Origin of the sequence: Microcystis sp. M113S1 (assembly GCF_020246945.1) — a bacterium.
In the GTDB taxonomy this organism is placed as follows: domain Bacteria; phylum Cyanobacteriota; class Cyanobacteriia; order Cyanobacteriales; family Microcystaceae; genus Microcystis.
In genome coordinates, this window is the sequence record NZ_JADBSA010000337.1 from 1 (window position 1) to 16,246 (window position 16,246).

The following is a 16,246-nucleotide window of genomic DNA, read 5'->3' on the forward strand; positions in this document are numbered from 1 at the left end:
AAGTTTAATTGGTTCATCGGTTTTTAGTGATCAGGGTGTAGGGTGTCGGGGAATCAAGAAAAACTGACTGGAGATTAGTTAATCTACTTAGGGTCTGCTGAATAAATCTAAAAACCTTGATGGATAAGACTCTTAGACTATTTGTCAATCAAAAAGTACCAGGCATGGGAGTGATCAGGGGGAAAATTCAGGTACTTTTTCCCTGAAAGTTAGGTAGCTGACCACCTGAAAATCGGTAAAACCCATCCCCCATCCCCCATCCCCCACCCCCCAACCCCCAACCCCCACCGAAAAACTTTTTCAGCAGACCCTAACTAAAAACCGAGAGCCGATCACTAAAAAATGACTTTTGCCTCCGTTGTTCGCAACATTGAAAAATCGCCTCTAACTGCCGAACTTATCCAAAAACTGGAGAAAAACGGCAATTTAACCCTAACTGGCCTTGCCCGCTTACCGAAAGGATTAATAAGCACAGCTTTTGCCCGTTGTCAAGGAAAAAATCTTTTAATTATCTGTGCCAATTTAGAAGAAGCGGCACGTTGGGCTGCCCAATTAGAAGCGATGACGTGGAAAGGTGTTTTCTTTTATCCCACCTCGGAAGCTTGCCCCTACGAGACATTTAATCGGGAATCCGAGATGATTTGGGGACAGATGCAGGTATTATCGGCAATCAGTCATCAAGAGGACGGAATTGCGATCGTTACCACCGAAAAGGCCCTGCAGCCCCATTTACCCCCTAGGGAGGTTTTCGAGAAATATAGCGATAATTTTGAGATAGGAACGATTATAGAAGCCAAAAACCTCGATCTAACCCTAGCTAGATTAGGATATCAACGGGTTTCACTGGTAGAAACCGAAGGGCAATGGAGTCGTCGCGGCGATATCGTTGATATTTTCCCAGTTTCGGCAGAATTACCAGTCAGGTTAGAATTTTTCGGCGATGAATTGGAAAAATTGCGAGAATTTGACCCTGCAACCCAAAGATCGCTGGATTCTATCCCCAATCTGCTGCTTACTCCCACTAGCTTCGCGGCGATGATTGCCCCTTCTCTCCCCCCGACAGTGGCCGATTATCTAGGGGATGAAGATCGAGAAAAATTGGCTAATGGCATTTATCCAGAGGGAATTGAGCGATTTTTAGGCTTGGCCTTCCGTCAAGCTGCTTCTTTATTGGATTATCTCCCCGAAAATACTCTTATTGCCTTTGATGAACTGGAAAGCTGTCAAGCTAGAAGCGATCGCTGCATAGAATATATTGGGGAACGCTGGCAAGAGATAGAACCACCTTTACCGAAAATTCACCGTTCTTTTGGCGAATCTCTGGAAATATCGCCCAAATTTCCCCATCTCTACCTCTCGGAAATAGACGATCACCTGTCCGAAAATAGCCTTAATCTCTCCAGTCGTCCGATTCCCACCAATGCGGGGCAATTCGCCAAACTAGCGGAAATTTTACGGGGAAAAAGAGAGATTTATAGCGGTATTAAAGTAAATAAGTATGCTACATGGTTAATATCTGCCCAACCCTCCCGCACAGTCTCGTTATTACAGGAACACGACTGCCCGGCCCAATTTATCCCCAATCCCCTTGATTTTGGGGCGATCGAGCGCTTAATAATTCAAAACACCGCTACAGCCCTAAAATACTCAGGATTAGCTGAATTAGAAGGTTTTATCCTCCCCACCTATCGCATAGTCGTCGTTAGCGATCGAGAGTTCTTCGGGCAACATCTTTTAAATACTGCCGGTTACGTCCGCAAACGTCGGCAAGCAGCCTCGGTACAGGTGGACGTGAATAAACTCCGTCCCCTCGATTTTGTAGTACATAAACACCATGGCATCGGGCAGTTTATCAAACTAGAAAAGCAGGAAAGCATAATTAGCGGAGTAGTGCAAGGTCGAGATTATCTAGTTATTAAGTATGCCGATGGATTATTGCGGGTTCCTGCCGATTCTCTCGATAATCTCTCCCGTTATCGTCATACAGGTAGTCAAGCGCCTGAATTACATAAAATCTCTGGCAAAGCGTGGGAAGCGACGAAAGCCCGCGTTAGGAAGTCGGTTAAGAAGTTAGCGGTTGATTTAATCAATATTTACGCCCAACGCGCCCAAAAATCGGGTTTTGCCTATCCGATGGATAATCCCTGGCAGCGGGAGTTAGAGGATTCTTTTCCCTACCAACCCACTGCTGATCAACTGAAAGCGATACAGGATGTGAAACGGGATTTAGAAAGCGATCGCCCGATGGATCGATTAGTCTGTGGGGATGTGGGTTTTGGTAAGACAGAAGTGGCCATTCGTGCTATTTTTAAAGCTGTCACCACGGGTCATAAACAGGTGGCTTTATTAGCACCAACAACGATTTTAACCCAACAACATTATCACACCCTGAAAGAACGTTTTGCTCCCTATCCCATTAATGTGGGTTTATTAAATCGTTTTCGCACCAATTCCGAGAAAAAAGATATCGTCCAGCGCTTGAAAACGGGGGAATTGGATATAGTAGTGGGGACGCAGTTGTTATTGAGTAAAGCGGTGGAGTTTAAAGATTTAGGATTATTGGTAATTGATGAAGAACAGCGTTTTGGGGTCAATCAAAAGGAAAAAATTAAGGCTTTTAAAAGTAATATTGATGTGTTAACTTTGAGTGCGACACCGATTCCCCGGACTCTTTATATGTCCCTTTCTGGGGTACGAGAAATGAGTTTAATTACCACACCTCCTCCCTCTCGTCGTCCCATCCAAACCCACCTTTCTAGTTATAATTCTGATGTGATTAGAACGGCAATTCGCAATGAATTGGATCGGGGGGGACAGATTTTTTATGTAGTACCCAGAATCGAGGGAATTGAAGAAAAAGCGGCAGCAATTCAAGGGATGATTCCGGGTGCTAGAATTGCCATCGGCCACGGTCGTATGGATGAGTCCGAATTAGAGACCACCATGTTAGCTTTTAATAATGGGGAAGCGGATATCTTAGTCTGTACGACTATTGTGGAGTCAGGGTTAGATATTCCCAGAGTTAACACGATTATCATTGAAGATGCCCAAAAATTCGGTTTAGCGCAACTCTATCAACTGCGGGGACGGGTGGGGCGATCGGGAGTACAAGCGCACGCTTGGTTACTTTATCCGGCCAAGGGAGAACTAACAGAAACCGCTCGGGAAAGATTAAAGGCAATTCAAGAATTTACCCAGTTAGGATCGGGGTATCAATTAGCGACTAGGGATCTGGAAATTCGCGGTGCGGGTAACTTATTGGGTGCGGAACAATCGGGACAAATGGAAGCGATCGGTTTTGATCTATATATGGAAATGTTACAGGAAGCTTTGCGGGAAATTCAAGGTCAAGAAATTCCTCAAGTGGAGGATACCCAAATCGATCTGAAATTGACGGCATTTATTCCTAATGATTATATATCCGATCTGGAGCAGAAAATGGATGTCTATCGGGCGATCGCTACTGCTAATTCTCAGAAAACTTTAGGACAAATTGCCGCCGATTTAGTCGATAGATACGGGGCAATTCCTGCACCGGTGGCACAATTATTTAAGGTAATCGAGTTAAAACATCTGGCTAAATCCCTCGGTTTTTCGCGAATTAAACCCGATGGAAAACAGCATATTATCCTAGAAACTCCCATGGAGGAACCAGCTTGGAAATTATTAGAAGAACACCTACCCCAACATATACGATCACGCTTTGTTTATAGTCCCAAACAGGTGACGGTTAGGGGTCTAGGATTGGTAAAACCACCACAGCAGTTAGATAGTTTATTGGAGTGGTTAGCTAAGTGTAAAAATGGCCTACCGACGGGAATTAGACTAAATCCTGTTTAAAAAGTATAAGAGAGTGGGAAGTGGGGAGTGGGGAGAAGATAATCAATAAGAGTCTAACTGCTATAAAAAGCACCTCATAGATATGAGGTGCTTTGGGAACGGAGAGAGAGGGATTCGAACCCTCGTTAAAGTTACCCCTAAACAGCATTTCCAGTGCTGCGCCTTCAACCGCTCGGCCATCTCTCCAATTAAGGTCACGATCATCAATCCTACAGCAAATGCTGCCGATCTGTCAAATTATTTTTCTTTTTCCGACGATGACCGCTCAGGTTATACTTCATCTGGACGGGAAACGCTGTCAGTTAAGCAGACCCTAGATATTGATTTAAGATTGCGGCCGTAGCTAGACCAGTTTTTTGCCAACTAAACTCATTGGCTCGTTTTTTGCCTAGATGACTTAATTTTGAGTGTAATTGTCGATCTTGAGCGATAATTTTGAGGGCATCGGCTAGGGCCTCGACTCGATAGGGATCGATTAAAATTGCCGCTGTTGCCGTGACTTCGGGCAAAGATGACAAATTTGAGGTAATGACGGGTGTACCGCAGGCCATAGCCTCTAAAACGGGCAATCCGAAGCCTTCCCAGAGACTAGGGAAGACTAAAGCAGTGGCTTGAGTGATAACTTTGGGTAGGTGATCGTAGGGGATATAATCGAGAAATTTAATGCGATCGCTGACTGCTAATTCTTGCGCTTGTTGTTGTAAATTGGGGGTATAACGGCGATCAAAGCTGCCGGCAATCCAAAGATGATAATCTGTTAAATCTGGGGGCAGTTGGGCAAAAGCGGCGATTAAACGCGGTAAATTTTTATAGGGATTGGGACGACCGAGATAGAGAAAATAGGGATGCTCTGGCTTATTATCTTCAATAGGGCGAAAGTGATGATTATCGTAGGCTAGGGGAATAGAAGTAATTTTATCGGCGGGAATTTGATAATATTCAGTGATATCTTTGGCCGTTGCCTGAGAGTTGCAGATAATATGTTTTGCCTGTTGTAATACCTGCGGCACATAATAACGGAAATAGTGAGTTAAGGGGGAAGTAAAACTGGGAAACCGCAGGGGAATTAAATCGTGTACCATGACGACAAAGCGACAGGGAGAATTTATCGGTGCTTCCGGGAGGGGAGAAAAGAGTAAATTGGCGTTTAATTGTCGGTAAATTGACGATAACCGAAACTGAGTCCAGAGTAAGCGTTTTAAATGACCTTTCGCTCCTCGATCGGGGGTGAGATTCTTGGGGATAGAATAACAGTTAAAGTCGGGATAACTATTAGTTGTTAGTAGGGTTGGTTCTAAATTTTTCAGGTAGGGTAAGAGGTTAAGAATGTAGGTACTGATTCCCGTGGGTTGGGGAAAAAGTACCGAGAGATTAATTAATAAGTTATGCTGTGTATTCACTAATTACCCTGTTGATATTTGCTGAGGATTTCTGAGATATATTGGTAGCCTTCCAGTCCAATAGATTTAATCAGGGAGGAACGTTCCTGACTGAAATTCTGCTCAAAAGCTGCGATATTTTTGCCGCAAATAACCGTTAATAGACTAGCAGCTTGTCGCCATTCTACTGCACCGATTTCGTGTAGCCAATACATTCCTAGAGAACCCATATAAATTGCCTGTTCAAAATTCTTGTCTTGATAGTAAGCTTCGCCTAAATAAGTTAGTAATAAACCTTGCAGATATACATCTCCGTAGTATTTGGCCGATTCCAATCCTTGCAGGAGAATATTAATCGCTTCTTGGGGTCTTTCGAGGATAAGATATGCTAGACCTAAACTGCTACAACAAAGGGATTTACTCTGCCAATCTTGGAGACTTTCCGCTAACTTTAATCCCTGGTTTAAATACTCGATCGAACTTTGATAAATTTCGGGATCATATCTCTCTAACTGTTGTGCTTCCTGTACCTGACTATAACCCAAATTAGCTAAAGCGTTAGCCTGTCCTAAACTATTACCCTGTTGACGACTTAAAATTAAAGCTCTCTGACTTAAATTAATTGCTTCTGCATAGTTTTTCTGGATAGCATTGAGACGGGATAAATGGTTTAAATTAGCTATTTCACAAGCAGAATCCTGTTGTTGACGAGCAATTTCTAAAGCTTGTTGATGACATTCTCTGGCCTGTGGATAGTCGCAACGAATGCGATTAGAATAGGCAATTAAAGTTAAAATTCTCGCCTTTTCTCCCGTGCCTTCCACATAACGCAGAGGAATTGATAAATAGTCTAACGCATCCTTGAGATAACTGCCAGAAAAGGAGGCAAAAATTCCTCCGTATAAAGGAAAATAGTCCCGTTGAGCAAAGGTTCTCAGAATTTGTAAAGCCATCTGAAAACAGCCGCGACTATAGAGGGAATTTTTACTAACTTGCTCGAAACTATTGGTTAACAGCGACCAAATTAAAGCGAAGGTGAGAAAGGTAGAAATGGATAATTTGGCTCCTAATTTTTCGCTATAGATGCGCTGATCAAAAAAGTTAATTAGTCCTCTTTGGATATATTGAAAAACAATAGCAGTTTCTACCCAATCGGTTAAAGTTAAATCTTGAGTGAGAGGATCAAAAGCTTGTTGATTAGCTAAACTTTCTAAGACTCGTTTTAACCAAGAGGGATTAACTTTACTTGCCCAAATTTGCCAAGGAGTCACTCGCTCATTATCATTAGTAAAACCAAGATTGCGATTTTGTTCGTAGAGCCAACTGGTGAGATAACTCGATAAATTTGACCAAGTATTTAACCCCAAATTAATCCCTGTGGCAATTTGCCATAAATCCGCTTCTCCCCGCTGCTGAGAAATTGTCTGTAAATTCTTGGCTAACTGTTGCAATTGTTCTAGGGTTAAAGCATTATTTTGATTGGGATCAATTAAATTTACTAAAGTCAGTAAACGATCCTCTCGATCGATTTTCACCAGATTATCGATCGCCGCTGCAGTGAGAGAATTTTGCTGATTGTTTTTTTGATATTTTTCCCATTCACTTTCGATTGTTTCCAGGGCCCGCAAAACCCTAGTCGCTTTAATTTTTGTTTCTAACTGTGAGCGAGTAAGGATCATTTTTTCTGTTAAACAACGCTCAAAAATTTCTCCTGTGCCATTTTTTAGTCCCTCGACTAAAAGGTTATAAACCTGTGATTTAGCCCTAATTTTTCCTTCTAAAGTTAGATTGACAATGCGATCAATTAGTGCATTATAAGTTTCGTTGAAGTTATCTCTATTGTCTGTCATAGGGGGTTTTTCAGTTATCAGTAAACAGTAATCAGTAATTAGGGTCTGCTGAAAAAGTTTTTCGGTGGGGGTTGGGGGTTGGGGGTTGGGGGTTGGGGGTTGGGGGTTGGGGTGTGGGGTGTGGGGTGTGGGGTTTTAGCGATTTTCAGGTGGTCAATTACCTAATTTTCAGGGAAAAAGTCCCTGAATTTTCCCCCCAATCACTCCAATCGCTGGCACTTTTTGATTGACAAAAAGTCTAAAAGTCTTATCGAACAATGTTTTTAGATTTATCCAGCAAACCCTAATTAGGGAGCGGTAAACAGTAAACAGTAATCAGTGAACCGAAAACTCACATCTGATAACTGATCACTGAGCACCGATAAGGCTGATATTTGGGGGAATTGTCTAGAAATCATGACAAAATTTTTTTAATGGTAGAGCAGGCAAGAGATAAGATAATCTATGTATAGAATTTAACAAAAAATCTGGTTAACGGACATTGATCAAGTCGATAGCGCAGTGTCAAACGAGTTCTTTTCCCGCTCAGGTATGGCAATTAGATGACGGCTTAACCGTAATTCATCAGTATTTACCCGTGACTCCTGTGGTGGTGGTGGATGTGTGGGTGAAAGCAGGTGCGATCGCTGAACCCGATCCATGGTTAGGTATGGCCCATTTTCTCGAACACATGATCTTTAAGGGGACGAAAAAACTTCCCCCCGGACTCTTTGACTATTTAATCGAAAATTGTGGCGGAATGACCAACGCTGCCACCAGTCACGATTATGCACACTTCTATCTCACCAGCAGTGTGGATCAAATTGAACATACCCTACCCCATCTGGCAGAAATTCTCCTCCATGCTGAGATTGACGACGAGGAATTCTATCGGGAAAAAGATGTAGTTTTAGAAGAATTACGGGCCTGTTATGATGATCCCGATTGGATTGCCTACCAAACCCTCTGCGGAAGTATCTATCAAAACCATCCCTACGGACGCTCTATTCTAGGCGATCAACCCTGTTTAGAGCAATTAACCCCCAATCAAATGCGCTGTTTCCATCGCACCTATTATCAACCGGAAAATATGTGTGTGGCGATTATCGGGGGAATTGAACCCCAACCAGCTTTAGAAATTATCCGGCAATCTTTTCGGGAATTTCCCGTCCCCTCGGAATCTCCTGCGAATCTAGTGGCTGCCGAACCCCCCCTGATCGAAATTCGTCGTTCCCAAGTATATTTACCCCACCTAGAACATTCTCGTCTCTTGATGGGATGGATGGGACCAGGATGCGAGCGCCTAGAAGATGCCTTTGGATTAGACTTGATTTCTGTAATTCTTGCCGGGGGACGCTGTTCGCGGTTAGTGCGACAGCTGCGGGAAGAAGCGCAAATCGTCCTCGATATTAACAGTAATTTTTCCCTGCAACGAGATTCCAGTCTCTTTACCATCGGTGCTTGCCTATCTAGCTCACAAACCGCGGCAATTGAAGCTATTATCTGTGAACATATCCAACATCTGCACGATGATCCCGTCACCCCCGAAGAATTACACCGCACTCAACAGTTATTAACTAACGATTATATTTTCTCCACAGAAACCCCGGGCCAATTAGCGGGACTCTATGGATATTATCAAACCCTGAGAGCTGCCGACCTAGCAACGATCTATCCCCAAGTTATCCAAAGTTTGCAACCGTCAGATCTACAGCGTCTCGCTCGTCAGTATCTCTCCCCGGAGCGATATGCTATTACAGTAATGCAACCCTGTGAATAAACGATGTCCGCTTCTCCCATTCACCGCTTAATCTTAGAAAATGGCATCACCCTTTTAGTGATGGAAAATACGGCCGTGGAGTTGGTTGCTGGGAGGATTTTCCTCAAAAATGCGGGTACTCGTTGGGAAAAACCCGAAAAAGCGGGTTTATTTCGTCTTTTAGCAGTGCTGCTCACCAAAGGTACAGAAAAGTTATCTTCCCTAGAAATTGCCGATCGCGTTGAGTCCACGGGGGCCGGTTTAAGCGCGGACACGGGGACTGATTATTTTGTGGTTAGTTTAAAGACTGTTACCAAGGATTTTTTAGATATATTGCGTCTAGCGGCGGAAATTATTCGTTTTCCCAGTTTTCCACCCCCAGAAATCGAATTAGAGAAAAATATCACCCGTCAAAGCATTCGCTCTCAATTGGAACAGCCTTTTAACGTCGCTTTTAATCAATTACGCGCAGCTATGTACCCCGATCATCCCTATGGTATGTCTTTATTGGGTACGGAGGCAACGGTTTCTCAATTGCAACGGGAGGATATGCAGGCCTATCATAGTCGCTTTTTCCGTCCCGATAACTTGGTGATTAGTCTTTCCGGTCGTATTACCCTAGAGGAAGCGGTAAAAGCAGTGACGGAAATTTTTGGCAGTTGGTCAATTCCCGATCTTCCTTTATCTAGTTTACCCCCGGCCGCTTTTGATTTTCAGCCTACCTGTTTAACTACCGTCCAAGCTAGTCAACAGGCGATCGTTATGTTAGGATACCCCGGGTCTTCTGTACAAGAGGATGATTATCCCGTTTTAAAATTATTGAGTACCTATCTGGGGAATGGGTTATCTAGTCGTTTATTCGTGGAATTGCGAGAAAAACGGGGATTAGCTTACGATGTTTCCTCTTTTTATCCCACCCGTCTCGATTCTTCCCAATTTGTCATTTATATGGGTACTGCACCCCAAAATACAGCGATCGCCGTGTCGGGATTGCGTCAGGAAGCAGAAAGGTTATATAAAGTAACTTTGAGTGAGGAGGAGTTACAGTCAGCTAAAAATAAGTTATTGGGTCAATATGCTCTCGGTAAACAAACTAACGCCGAAATCGCTCAATTATACGGTTGGTATGAAAGCTTAGGTTTGGGGATTGAATTCGATCGCACTTTCCTGGATTCTATTAATCAGATTACTCCTGAACAAGCGCGATCGGTAGCCAGTAAATATTTTCAAAATCCTTACATTTCTTTAGTCGGTCCAGAAAATGCGATCGCTGAAATTCTCTAGTGAGATCAAAAAGCAGCAACAAGAAAGTATTGCTGCTGCTATTTTCGATTAACTCCCCGGGTGGGATTCGAACCTACGACCAATCGGTTAACAGCCGACCGCTCTACCACTGAGCTACCGAGGAAAGTTACTCACAATTAATAATTATAATCATAAGTCCCTCAATAATGCAAGTGCTTTCTGGATTTTTTCTAAAAAAATTTCCGGTGCCGGTAGCGGTAGGCGGAGAATCAACTATTGTGGAGATAAGGACACCATTAAGTCTAGTCTATGCTTGCCCATCACCGCCGTCCCGTCTCCCTATGTCTGCTCTCGACAGATCTACCCATCCTCTCCACTTTAGAGACTGCCGCTACCCTCTACCAAAAGGATCGCCACCGGTTTCATCTTCTCCTCAATCAACCACTGGTCGCTCTCCCAGAAATAGAGACACTTAAACCCAAAAATAAGCAAAATAAATTAATTTGGCTAGAAATTTCGGCCAATCGGGTAATTATGACCATGCAGGGCCAGGGAAGATTTTCCTATCGTCATTTTTGGGAACAAGGGGTTTTTGGTGTCAGTCGCTACTGGTTAAATGCCGAAAGTTCTCAACCGGGTGACGCTTTTCGCGTCCGCAACTATACCCGTAGTCTCCAATTAGAGGGGAATAATCTCCCCGAATATTTGCGTCTAGAGTACGAATTATGGTCAGATAAGCTGATTTTAGGTCATTATGTCCTTCATCTGCAAGTACACCAATAAATAGGACACTTTTGCCCTGAAAATTAGTTAATTGTCGGGTGGATTGAAGACTTAGTGCTAGACTTCCCGAAAAGTCTATTTTATTTCAGCTTGTTGTTAGGAATCTACTTAAAAGAGGTTGTTTAATCTGACTAATACGCTCTTCGGTATGATATGGGGAAAAGTTCCGGCGATTGCGCTAAAATGGGGTAGTATGCCGAAAGTTGACCCATATCATTACTCTGAGAACTGTTATACAGAAAGTTTCTGTATAATATGTAGTTAGACAGAGTTTGAGTCAAAGAATTAAGACAAATACAAGGTAGTTTTTATGATTTGCAAACTTTTGAGTGTTTCCATACTGGCTACATTTCTTGTAGCCAGGCCAGCATCATCAACTCCTGTTCAAGCCAAGCCAAAAACTTATAAATGCGAAAGTTATAAAACAATGGATGGTCAATGGCGATATCGTATTTCTCCTCCACTTCAGGGTAGTTTTGGCAATACTCCAAATAGTCAAAATTTTATGAATTGTTTTATTCCAGTTTCTAACAAAAAGTGTAGATACGATAACAATACTGGAGATGGCTGGCATGAATGCGGTAAATGCAAAAAAGCTCCAAATGATCCCTTCAATTTTTGTCTAAGAGAAGGCTACGGTGAAATCATTGAAGTTCCTAACAGAGGTCGTTATCGTGCTTTTAGGACAGGAACCACTATTGTTTTAGATTAGGACAATGGGAAGTGAGATCGCTATTGAAGCTGTGAAGTTAGTGGGTGGGTAGAATTAAATATAAGATGAACGTAGGTTGGATTGAAGCATGAAACCGAACATTACTTTTTCCCAAATTACCAGCCAATATCTGAGTTACAATCAATAATATCCACTGTACACCTTAATCAAATAATTTAACTTATGTCTGCTACAATTCGTGAAGAACTTCACCAACAGATTGACCGATTACCTGATGACATTGTTGAAAAAATTGCCAACTTTACCCGATTAATTTCCACTGAGCCAAACAACATTTCAGAATATACTAACTGGCAAGATGAAGACTGGCAAAAATTTTCATTAGAGCAATTTTTCAAAGAAGGAGATGAAATTGAATATTCCCTAGCAGATGCTCAAGAAATTTATCAACCATGAAACCAGGTGATATTGTTCTAATTCGTTTTCCTCAAGCAGACTTGAAATCGGGAAAACTGCGTCCAGCTTTAATTATTGCTATTTCACCAAGTCGCCATCGTGATTTATTACTTGCTTTAATTTCTTCTCGTCTCCATCAAGCTACTTTAGGATTTGACGAAATTATTAATACCTCAGATTCTGACTATATTATTACTGGACTTAAAGTGGCTTCTTTAATTCGGCTAGGACGATTAACAAGTGTCGAATCATCTGTAATCAATGCACGTTTAGGAAATATCTCACCAGAAAGACTAATACGTATTAAAAATCTTTTAATCAATTGGCTAAGAAAATAAAATTAGTGCTGTAGGGTGCGTTCCCTAATGCAAGTTCTGCTACTCCAGCGCTCGATTTTGGGGAACGCACCATGCACATTGATGGAAACTGTGAAGTTAGAAGCATGAAAACCAACCTACGTTCATGTTACGTTACCGCTAACCGTCCTAGAAATAATTGTGCCTCCCTACTTATCAAAAAAATGCTTGATATTATGCTTGAAATTTCTAAAACCTCTCTTCAAGTATTAGGCAGTGAAATATTTAATCAGATAACCAAAAGTAAATAACTAAAAACAAAATATTTATTAAATCAAAAAAGATTGAAAATGGCAAGAAATGCAACAAATAAATTATTGCAAAATGCTAAAAAATCAAAAAGTGACGAGTTTTATACACAACTTTCAGATATAGAAAGCGAGTTGCAATATTATGAAAGTCATTTTGAAAATAAAGTAGTTTATTGCAATTGCGATGACCCCCGAATTAGTAACTTTTTTAAGTATTTTGCCTCAAACTTCCAAAAATTAGGTCTAAAAAAAATAATAACATCTTGTTATCGAGAACAAGGGAGAGATTTATTTAATAGAGAAGAAGATGAAAAGGGTTTTTTCTTTGAATATACAGATACAGAGAGAGAAAAAAATAAACCTAGTTCAACTGACATTGTTTACTTTAATGGGGATGGGGATTTTCGTAGTCCTGAAAGTATTGAACTATTAAATAAGTCCGATATTGTTGTTACCAATCCCCCATTTTCATTATTCAGAGAATATGTAGCTCAATTAGTTAAATACGACAAAAAGTTTTTGATAATTGGCAATATTAATGCAATAACCTATAAAGAAATTTTCAAACTAATTAAAGAAAACAAAGCCTGGTTAGGAATAAATCTTGGTAGAGGTATTTCTGGTTTCATTGTTCCCGAACAATATGAACTTTATGGAACAGAGGCTCGTATTGACAATTCTGGAAATAGAATAGTTTCTCCAAATAATTGTTTATGGTTAACAAACTTAGACATATCAAAACGACATGAAGATATAGCTCTCACAAAAAGATATTTTGGCAATGAAGCTGAATATCCAAAATATGACAATTATGATGGAATTAATGTAAATAAAACCCAAGACATTCCCTTAGACTTCAAGGGGGTTATGGGTGTACCAATAACATTTTTACATAAATTCAATCCCGACCAATTTGAAATAATTAAATTCAGGAAAGGGAATGATGATAAAGATTTATCAGTAAATGGGAAATGTCCGTATTTTAGAATACTAATCAAGAATAAACGAATACAATTGGACGTGGCTTGATCTCACTCAGGGGCCGTTGGTTTTAGAAGTCCCTCCGAAAGTATTAGGAACTGTTAATGATATTTGGTTTCGCTGGGTAATTGATGTGGGCATTACTGGCCCCGATCAAGGCGAAGGCGGAAAGTACCTCTTTTTACCTCCAGGCTACAAAGGAGAAATTCCATCGGGTTACAACGTGGTGAAATCACCGACCTTTAATATTTGGATTCCTTGGCGCAGTTTTTTGGTCAAGGGCGACCCGAAACCGGGGGTTGAGTTGGTGACAAAGAACACGAAAATTTATCCTTTAAGTAGTGCGAACAATCCCCCCGCCTTAAATTTTGTGAATATGTCGGGTAAGCCGTTTAATACTGTTGCACCCGCCGATTATCGGTTCTGGGAACTGCTCAATCAAGTGGTACAGGAAGAGCCGAGTGAGTCCCTCGATCAAATTCGACTGGGTTATTATGCCTCTATCGGTATTCAAAAAGGAACGATGAAAACTGGAATATTGCCAATCTTTTGGAGCATTTACTAATCCATGATGCACGGGATTATAATGAATGTATTCGATATGATTAACAAAATCTCGATCGCCGTAGGCGCGCCCTTGGCGACCATCTCGAACTTGATGCTCCCAAAATCGGCGTTGCCAAATAGCCTTTTCTTTTTTATGTTGTCGAGATGTTGAAATTTTACCCTGATATTGAGGATGACATTGACGGCTAAAATAACTTTTAATTAATCGCCAACGAGTTGAAAAATCTGCATCTGTTTCAGGCAATGTCCAAAGAGCATGAATGTGATCTGGTAAAATGACAATAGCATCAATCTTAAAATGATGTTGTCCCATGACATATTTAAAAGCATTTCGTAGTAAATCCACATTTTCAGGTTCACACAAAATTTTGTGGCGATTGTATGTCACCACCGTAAAAAAATAAGTTGCTCCTGGTGTTTTTGCCCTACGATATTGCATCAAGTTAGAATAACATTTATTGGACTGATGTTTACTCGACTGGCATTGGGTTGAGGCACGAAACCCAACCTACCAAACTGTAACCTTTATTCTGTATGCTTTTTAGCGAATAAGGTAAGCATAACATTGCTGAGAGGGCGATCGCTGATTGGCTCGCTCAAACCCTAATCAATTCGTTAACCTCAAAATGGTCTTTTTGTACTAATAAATATTCGATTAGAACGCTCAATGCGTTTGCTAGAGTGCATTTGAGACAATTTATCAAATTTTCGGTTTGAGAAATGAGCGCACCGTGAGTTCAATGATTTTAGCTGATGTTATTGGTGATTTGGCCATGCCCACAAGGGATCGCCTTAATCATCCCTAACCCATCCTACGCCATCAGCGATCGCATTACCACTTCATAAAGGGTGGTGGACTGAAGGGATGTTTTGCAAACCACTCGCGTGCGCCTTTTATGAGAAAGCGGTGAAATCCCTTATTTGGAATGGCCTTTTTGACCTCGCTCACATAGGCGGCAGGAATGCCGAACTTAAAGAAACCAAGGGAGAAATCAACTAAATCGCCCCTTCTGAAGAGTTCCACCAGCGGATAGCGGTCTGTCTTGTAGGTGCGAACCTTGTGGTGCATCTCGACCATTAGTCCAATTTCCTCAGACCATTCCTGTTGCCCGGTTTCGGATAAGTACCTCTTTACTTCAGACACCGAAGGTGGGATGTAGTCCACGGTATGAGCCGACCAAAGACCTAGATCGTGAAAGCAGGCGGCGATCGCCAACTTGGTCTTTTCTTCTTCGGTGCAGGAATGGAGGGCCAAACAGAAATTGAACATTCGATAGACATGACCCCTGTAACCCAAGTAGTCATCACCGATTCGGTCTTTCCATGCAGCGAGAATTTCTTCTATGAGATCGTTCTTGGTCTCTATGTCCATGGACGCTCCTAGTTCGTAGATTATCTATTTATTGGCATTGTAACCCATTGGAAAAAGCTCCGAATAGATCAAGCCAAAGTCAGGTGCGTTACTTAACGGGCCTTTTTGCTTTTAATCATGATGAATTTGTAATTATTATGCGTTACGCTAACACATCCTACCGTGCTACTATTCTGGTCAGTTATTCTTTACAGCAACCAAACGCGATCGCAGATTCAGACGGATCAACAGTTTCCCAGTGTCGGTAGTCAGACTAAGGGGCTTTTGGTTAATGCTGATGGTTCTGTGGATATCTATTTCGGGCCGAAACCGCCTGCTGGCAAGGAGAATAATTGGGTACAAACAAATCCGGGCACGGGTTGGAATACAATTCTTCGGCTTTATGGCCCGCTTGAGCCTTGGTTTGACAAGACTTGGCGACCAGGGGAGATCGAGTTATTGAAATAGCCCTATCCAGAATATTTTTTCATAGTGCGATCGCCGATATATAGTTTTGTTTGAAATTTCTATACGCGATCGCACTCCTAGAAAGCAGTTTTTTAAGTATGCGATCGCATTAATCCGATTTGGCTTATCGAAAATTTGGGTTAAAACCCCGTCCTTTGAGGACGGCTTTAAGCTACAATGGAAAAAGCGATAACCAAGCTAAAAACTGAACCTTGACAACAGATAGTAGGGGGTTTCGTTCAGAAAAGACTTCAAATTCGGCCCTGAACGAGTAAAACTTTCTAGGAAATAAGGTTGAACATGAGATT

At 41.7% G+C, this 16,246-nt stretch carries 14 protein-coding genes, 2 tRNA genes and 1 pseudogene; 11 read left to right on the forward strand and 6 right to left on the reverse strand.

Annotation, left to right across the window (positions count from 1 at the left end; all coding sequences use genetic code 11):
- Nucleotides 1-342: 342 nt before the first annotated feature.
- Nucleotides 343-3,840: a transcription-repair coupling factor gene (gene mfd / locus IM319_RS16740; protein ID WP_287736345.1), complete on the forward strand. Its 3,498-nt coding sequence runs from the start codon at nt 343-345 to the stop codon at nt 3,838-3,840.
- Nucleotides 3,841-3,939: 99 nt separating this feature from the next.
- Here the strand turns inward: mfd and IM319_RS16745 are convergent.
- From IM319_RS16745 to IM319_RS16755, 3 genes are all read right to left on the reverse strand, one after another.
- Nucleotides 3,940-4,026, reverse strand: a tRNA-Ser gene (locus IM319_RS16745).
- Between the two features lie 116 nt (nt 4,027-4,142).
- Nucleotides 4,143-5,240, reverse strand: coding sequence for a glycosyltransferase family 4 protein (locus IM319_RS16750; protein ID WP_287686368.1), 1,098 nt, complete (start codon nt 5,238-5,240; stop codon nt 4,143-4,145).
- Nucleotides 5,240-7,069, reverse strand: a complete 1,830-nt coding sequence (locus tag IM319_RS16755; RefSeq protein ID WP_287736346.1) for a tetratricopeptide repeat protein — start codon at nt 7,067-7,069, stop codon at nt 5,240-5,242. Before IM319_RS16755 ends, IM319_RS16750 begins: the two co-directional genes overlap by 1 nt.
- 481 nt (nt 7,070-7,550) lie before the next feature.
- Here IM319_RS16755 and IM319_RS16760 point away from each other — a divergent pair, with 481 nt between their 5' ends.
- Both IM319_RS16760 and IM319_RS16765 read left to right on the forward strand, forming a co-directional pair.
- Nucleotides 7,551-8,828 carry a M16 family metallopeptidase gene (locus IM319_RS16760; RefSeq protein ID WP_287736347.1) on the forward strand — a complete coding sequence of 426 codons (1,278 nt, stop codon included), beginning with the start codon at nt 7,551-7,553 and terminating at the stop codon, nt 8,826-8,828.
- Between the two features lie 3 nt (nt 8,829-8,831).
- Nucleotides 8,832-10,091 (forward strand): M16 family metallopeptidase, encoded by a 1,260-nt coding sequence (locus tag IM319_RS16765; protein ID WP_287736349.1) that lies wholly within the window; start codon nt 8,832-8,834, stop codon nt 10,089-10,091.
- A 52-nt stretch (nt 10,092-10,143) separates the two neighbouring features.
- Here the strand turns inward: IM319_RS16765 and IM319_RS16770 are convergent.
- Nucleotides 10,144-10,215 (reverse strand) — tRNA-Asn (locus IM319_RS16770).
- Between the two features lie 146 nt (nt 10,216-10,361).
- Between IM319_RS16770 and IM319_RS16775 the strand changes: the two genes are divergently transcribed.
- The 7 genes from IM319_RS16775 (at nt 10,362) to IM319_RS16805 (ending at nt 14,117) form a co-directional block, all read left to right on the forward strand.
- Nucleotides 10,362-10,835, forward strand: coding sequence for a hypothetical protein (locus tag IM319_RS16775; protein ID WP_287736350.1), 474 nt, complete (start codon nt 10,362-10,364; stop codon nt 10,833-10,835).
- Between the two features lie 310 nt (nt 10,836-11,145).
- Nucleotides 11,146-11,547 (forward strand): hypothetical protein, encoded by a 402-nt coding sequence (locus IM319_RS16780; protein ID WP_287736351.1) that lies wholly within the window; start codon nt 11,146-11,148, stop codon nt 11,545-11,547.
- Nucleotides 11,548-11,730: 183 nt separating this feature from the next.
- The gene (locus IM319_RS16785; RefSeq protein WP_287736353.1) at nt 11,731-11,964 is read left to right on the forward strand and encodes a hypothetical protein; all 234 of its coding nucleotides are present in this window, start codon (nt 11,731-11,733) and stop codon (nt 11,962-11,964) included.
- Complete coding sequence (locus IM319_RS16790) at nt 11,961-12,302, forward strand: type II toxin-antitoxin system PemK/MazF family toxin (RefSeq protein WP_287736354.1); 342 nt, start codon at nt 11,961-11,963, stop codon at nt 12,300-12,302. The genes IM319_RS16785 and IM319_RS16790 overlap by 4 nt, the downstream gene beginning before the upstream one ends.
- 104 nt (nt 12,303-12,406) lie before the next feature.
- On the forward strand, nt 12,407-12,571 hold the full coding sequence (locus IM319_RS16795; RefSeq protein WP_287736359.1) for an EcoRI family type II restriction endonuclease: 165 nt from the start codon (nt 12,407-12,409) through the stop codon (nt 12,569-12,571).
- Nucleotides 12,572-12,610: 39 nt separating this feature from the next.
- Nucleotides 12,611-13,600: an adenine-specific methyltransferase EcoRI family protein gene (locus tag IM319_RS16800; RefSeq protein ID WP_287736355.1), complete on the forward strand. Its 990-nt coding sequence runs from the start codon at nt 12,611-12,613 to the stop codon at nt 13,598-13,600.
- A 16-nt stretch (nt 13,601-13,616) separates the two neighbouring features.
- On the forward strand, nt 13,617-14,117 hold the full coding sequence (locus tag IM319_RS16805; RefSeq protein WP_287736357.1) for a DUF1254 domain-containing protein: 501 nt from the start codon (nt 13,617-13,619) through the stop codon (nt 14,115-14,117).
- Here the strand turns inward: IM319_RS16805 and IM319_RS22760 are convergent.
- Both IM319_RS22760 and IM319_RS16815 read right to left on the reverse strand, forming a co-directional pair.
- Nucleotides 14,073-14,558 (reverse strand): annotated as a pseudogene (locus IM319_RS22760) (REP-associated tyrosine transposase); the annotation flags it as partial. The gene IM319_RS16805 and the pseudogene IM319_RS22760 overlap by 45 nt on opposite strands.
- Before the next feature lie 393 nt (nt 14,559-14,951).
- Entirely contained in the window at nt 14,952-15,491 is a 540-nt protein-coding gene (locus IM319_RS16815; RefSeq protein WP_287675737.1) for a hypothetical protein, read from the reverse strand.
- A gap of 162 nt (nt 15,492-15,653) precedes the next feature.
- Here IM319_RS16815 and IM319_RS16820 point away from each other — a divergent pair, with 162 nt between their 5' ends.
- Nucleotides 15,654-15,938, forward strand: coding sequence for a DUF1214 domain-containing protein (locus IM319_RS16820; protein ID WP_287675738.1), 285 nt, complete (start codon nt 15,654-15,656; stop codon nt 15,936-15,938).
- The last annotated feature ends 308 nt before the right edge of the window (nt 15,939-16,246 follow it).

Bases quoted from the DNA above. Each gene is read 5' to 3' on its own strand.
- IM319_RS16775 (WP_287736350.1), top strand. From the start codon at position 10,362: ATGCTTGCCCATCACCGCCGTCCCGTCTCCCTATGTCTGCTCTCGACA.
- mfd (WP_287736345.1), top strand. From the start codon at position 343: ATGACTTTTGCCTCCGTTGTTCGCAACATTGAAAAATCGCCTCTAACT.
- IM319_RS16815 (WP_287675737.1), bottom strand. From the start codon at position 15,491: ATGGACATAGAGACCAAGAACGATCTCATAGAAGAAATTCTCGCTGCA.
- IM319_RS16795 (WP_287736359.1), top strand. From the start codon at position 12,407: ATGAAAACCAACCTACGTTCATGTTACGTTACCGCTAACCGTCCTAGA.
- IM319_RS16785 (WP_287736353.1), top strand. From the start codon at position 11,731: ATGTCTGCTACAATTCGTGAAGAACTTCACCAACAGATTGACCGATTA.
- IM319_RS16790 (WP_287736354.1), top strand. From the start codon at position 11,961: ATGAAACCAGGTGATATTGTTCTAATTCGTTTTCCTCAAGCAGACTTG.
- IM319_RS16800 (WP_287736355.1), top strand. From the start codon at position 12,611: ATGGCAAGAAATGCAACAAATAAATTATTGCAAAATGCTAAAAAATCA.
- IM319_RS16765 (WP_287736349.1), top strand. From the start codon at position 8,832: ATGTCCGCTTCTCCCATTCACCGCTTAATCTTAGAAAATGGCATCACC.
- IM319_RS16780 (WP_287736351.1), top strand. From the start codon at position 11,146: ATGATTTGCAAACTTTTGAGTGTTTCCATACTGGCTACATTTCTTGTA.
- IM319_RS16755 (WP_287736346.1), bottom strand. From the start codon at position 7,069: ATGACAGACAATAGAGATAACTTCAACGAAACTTATAATGCACTAATT.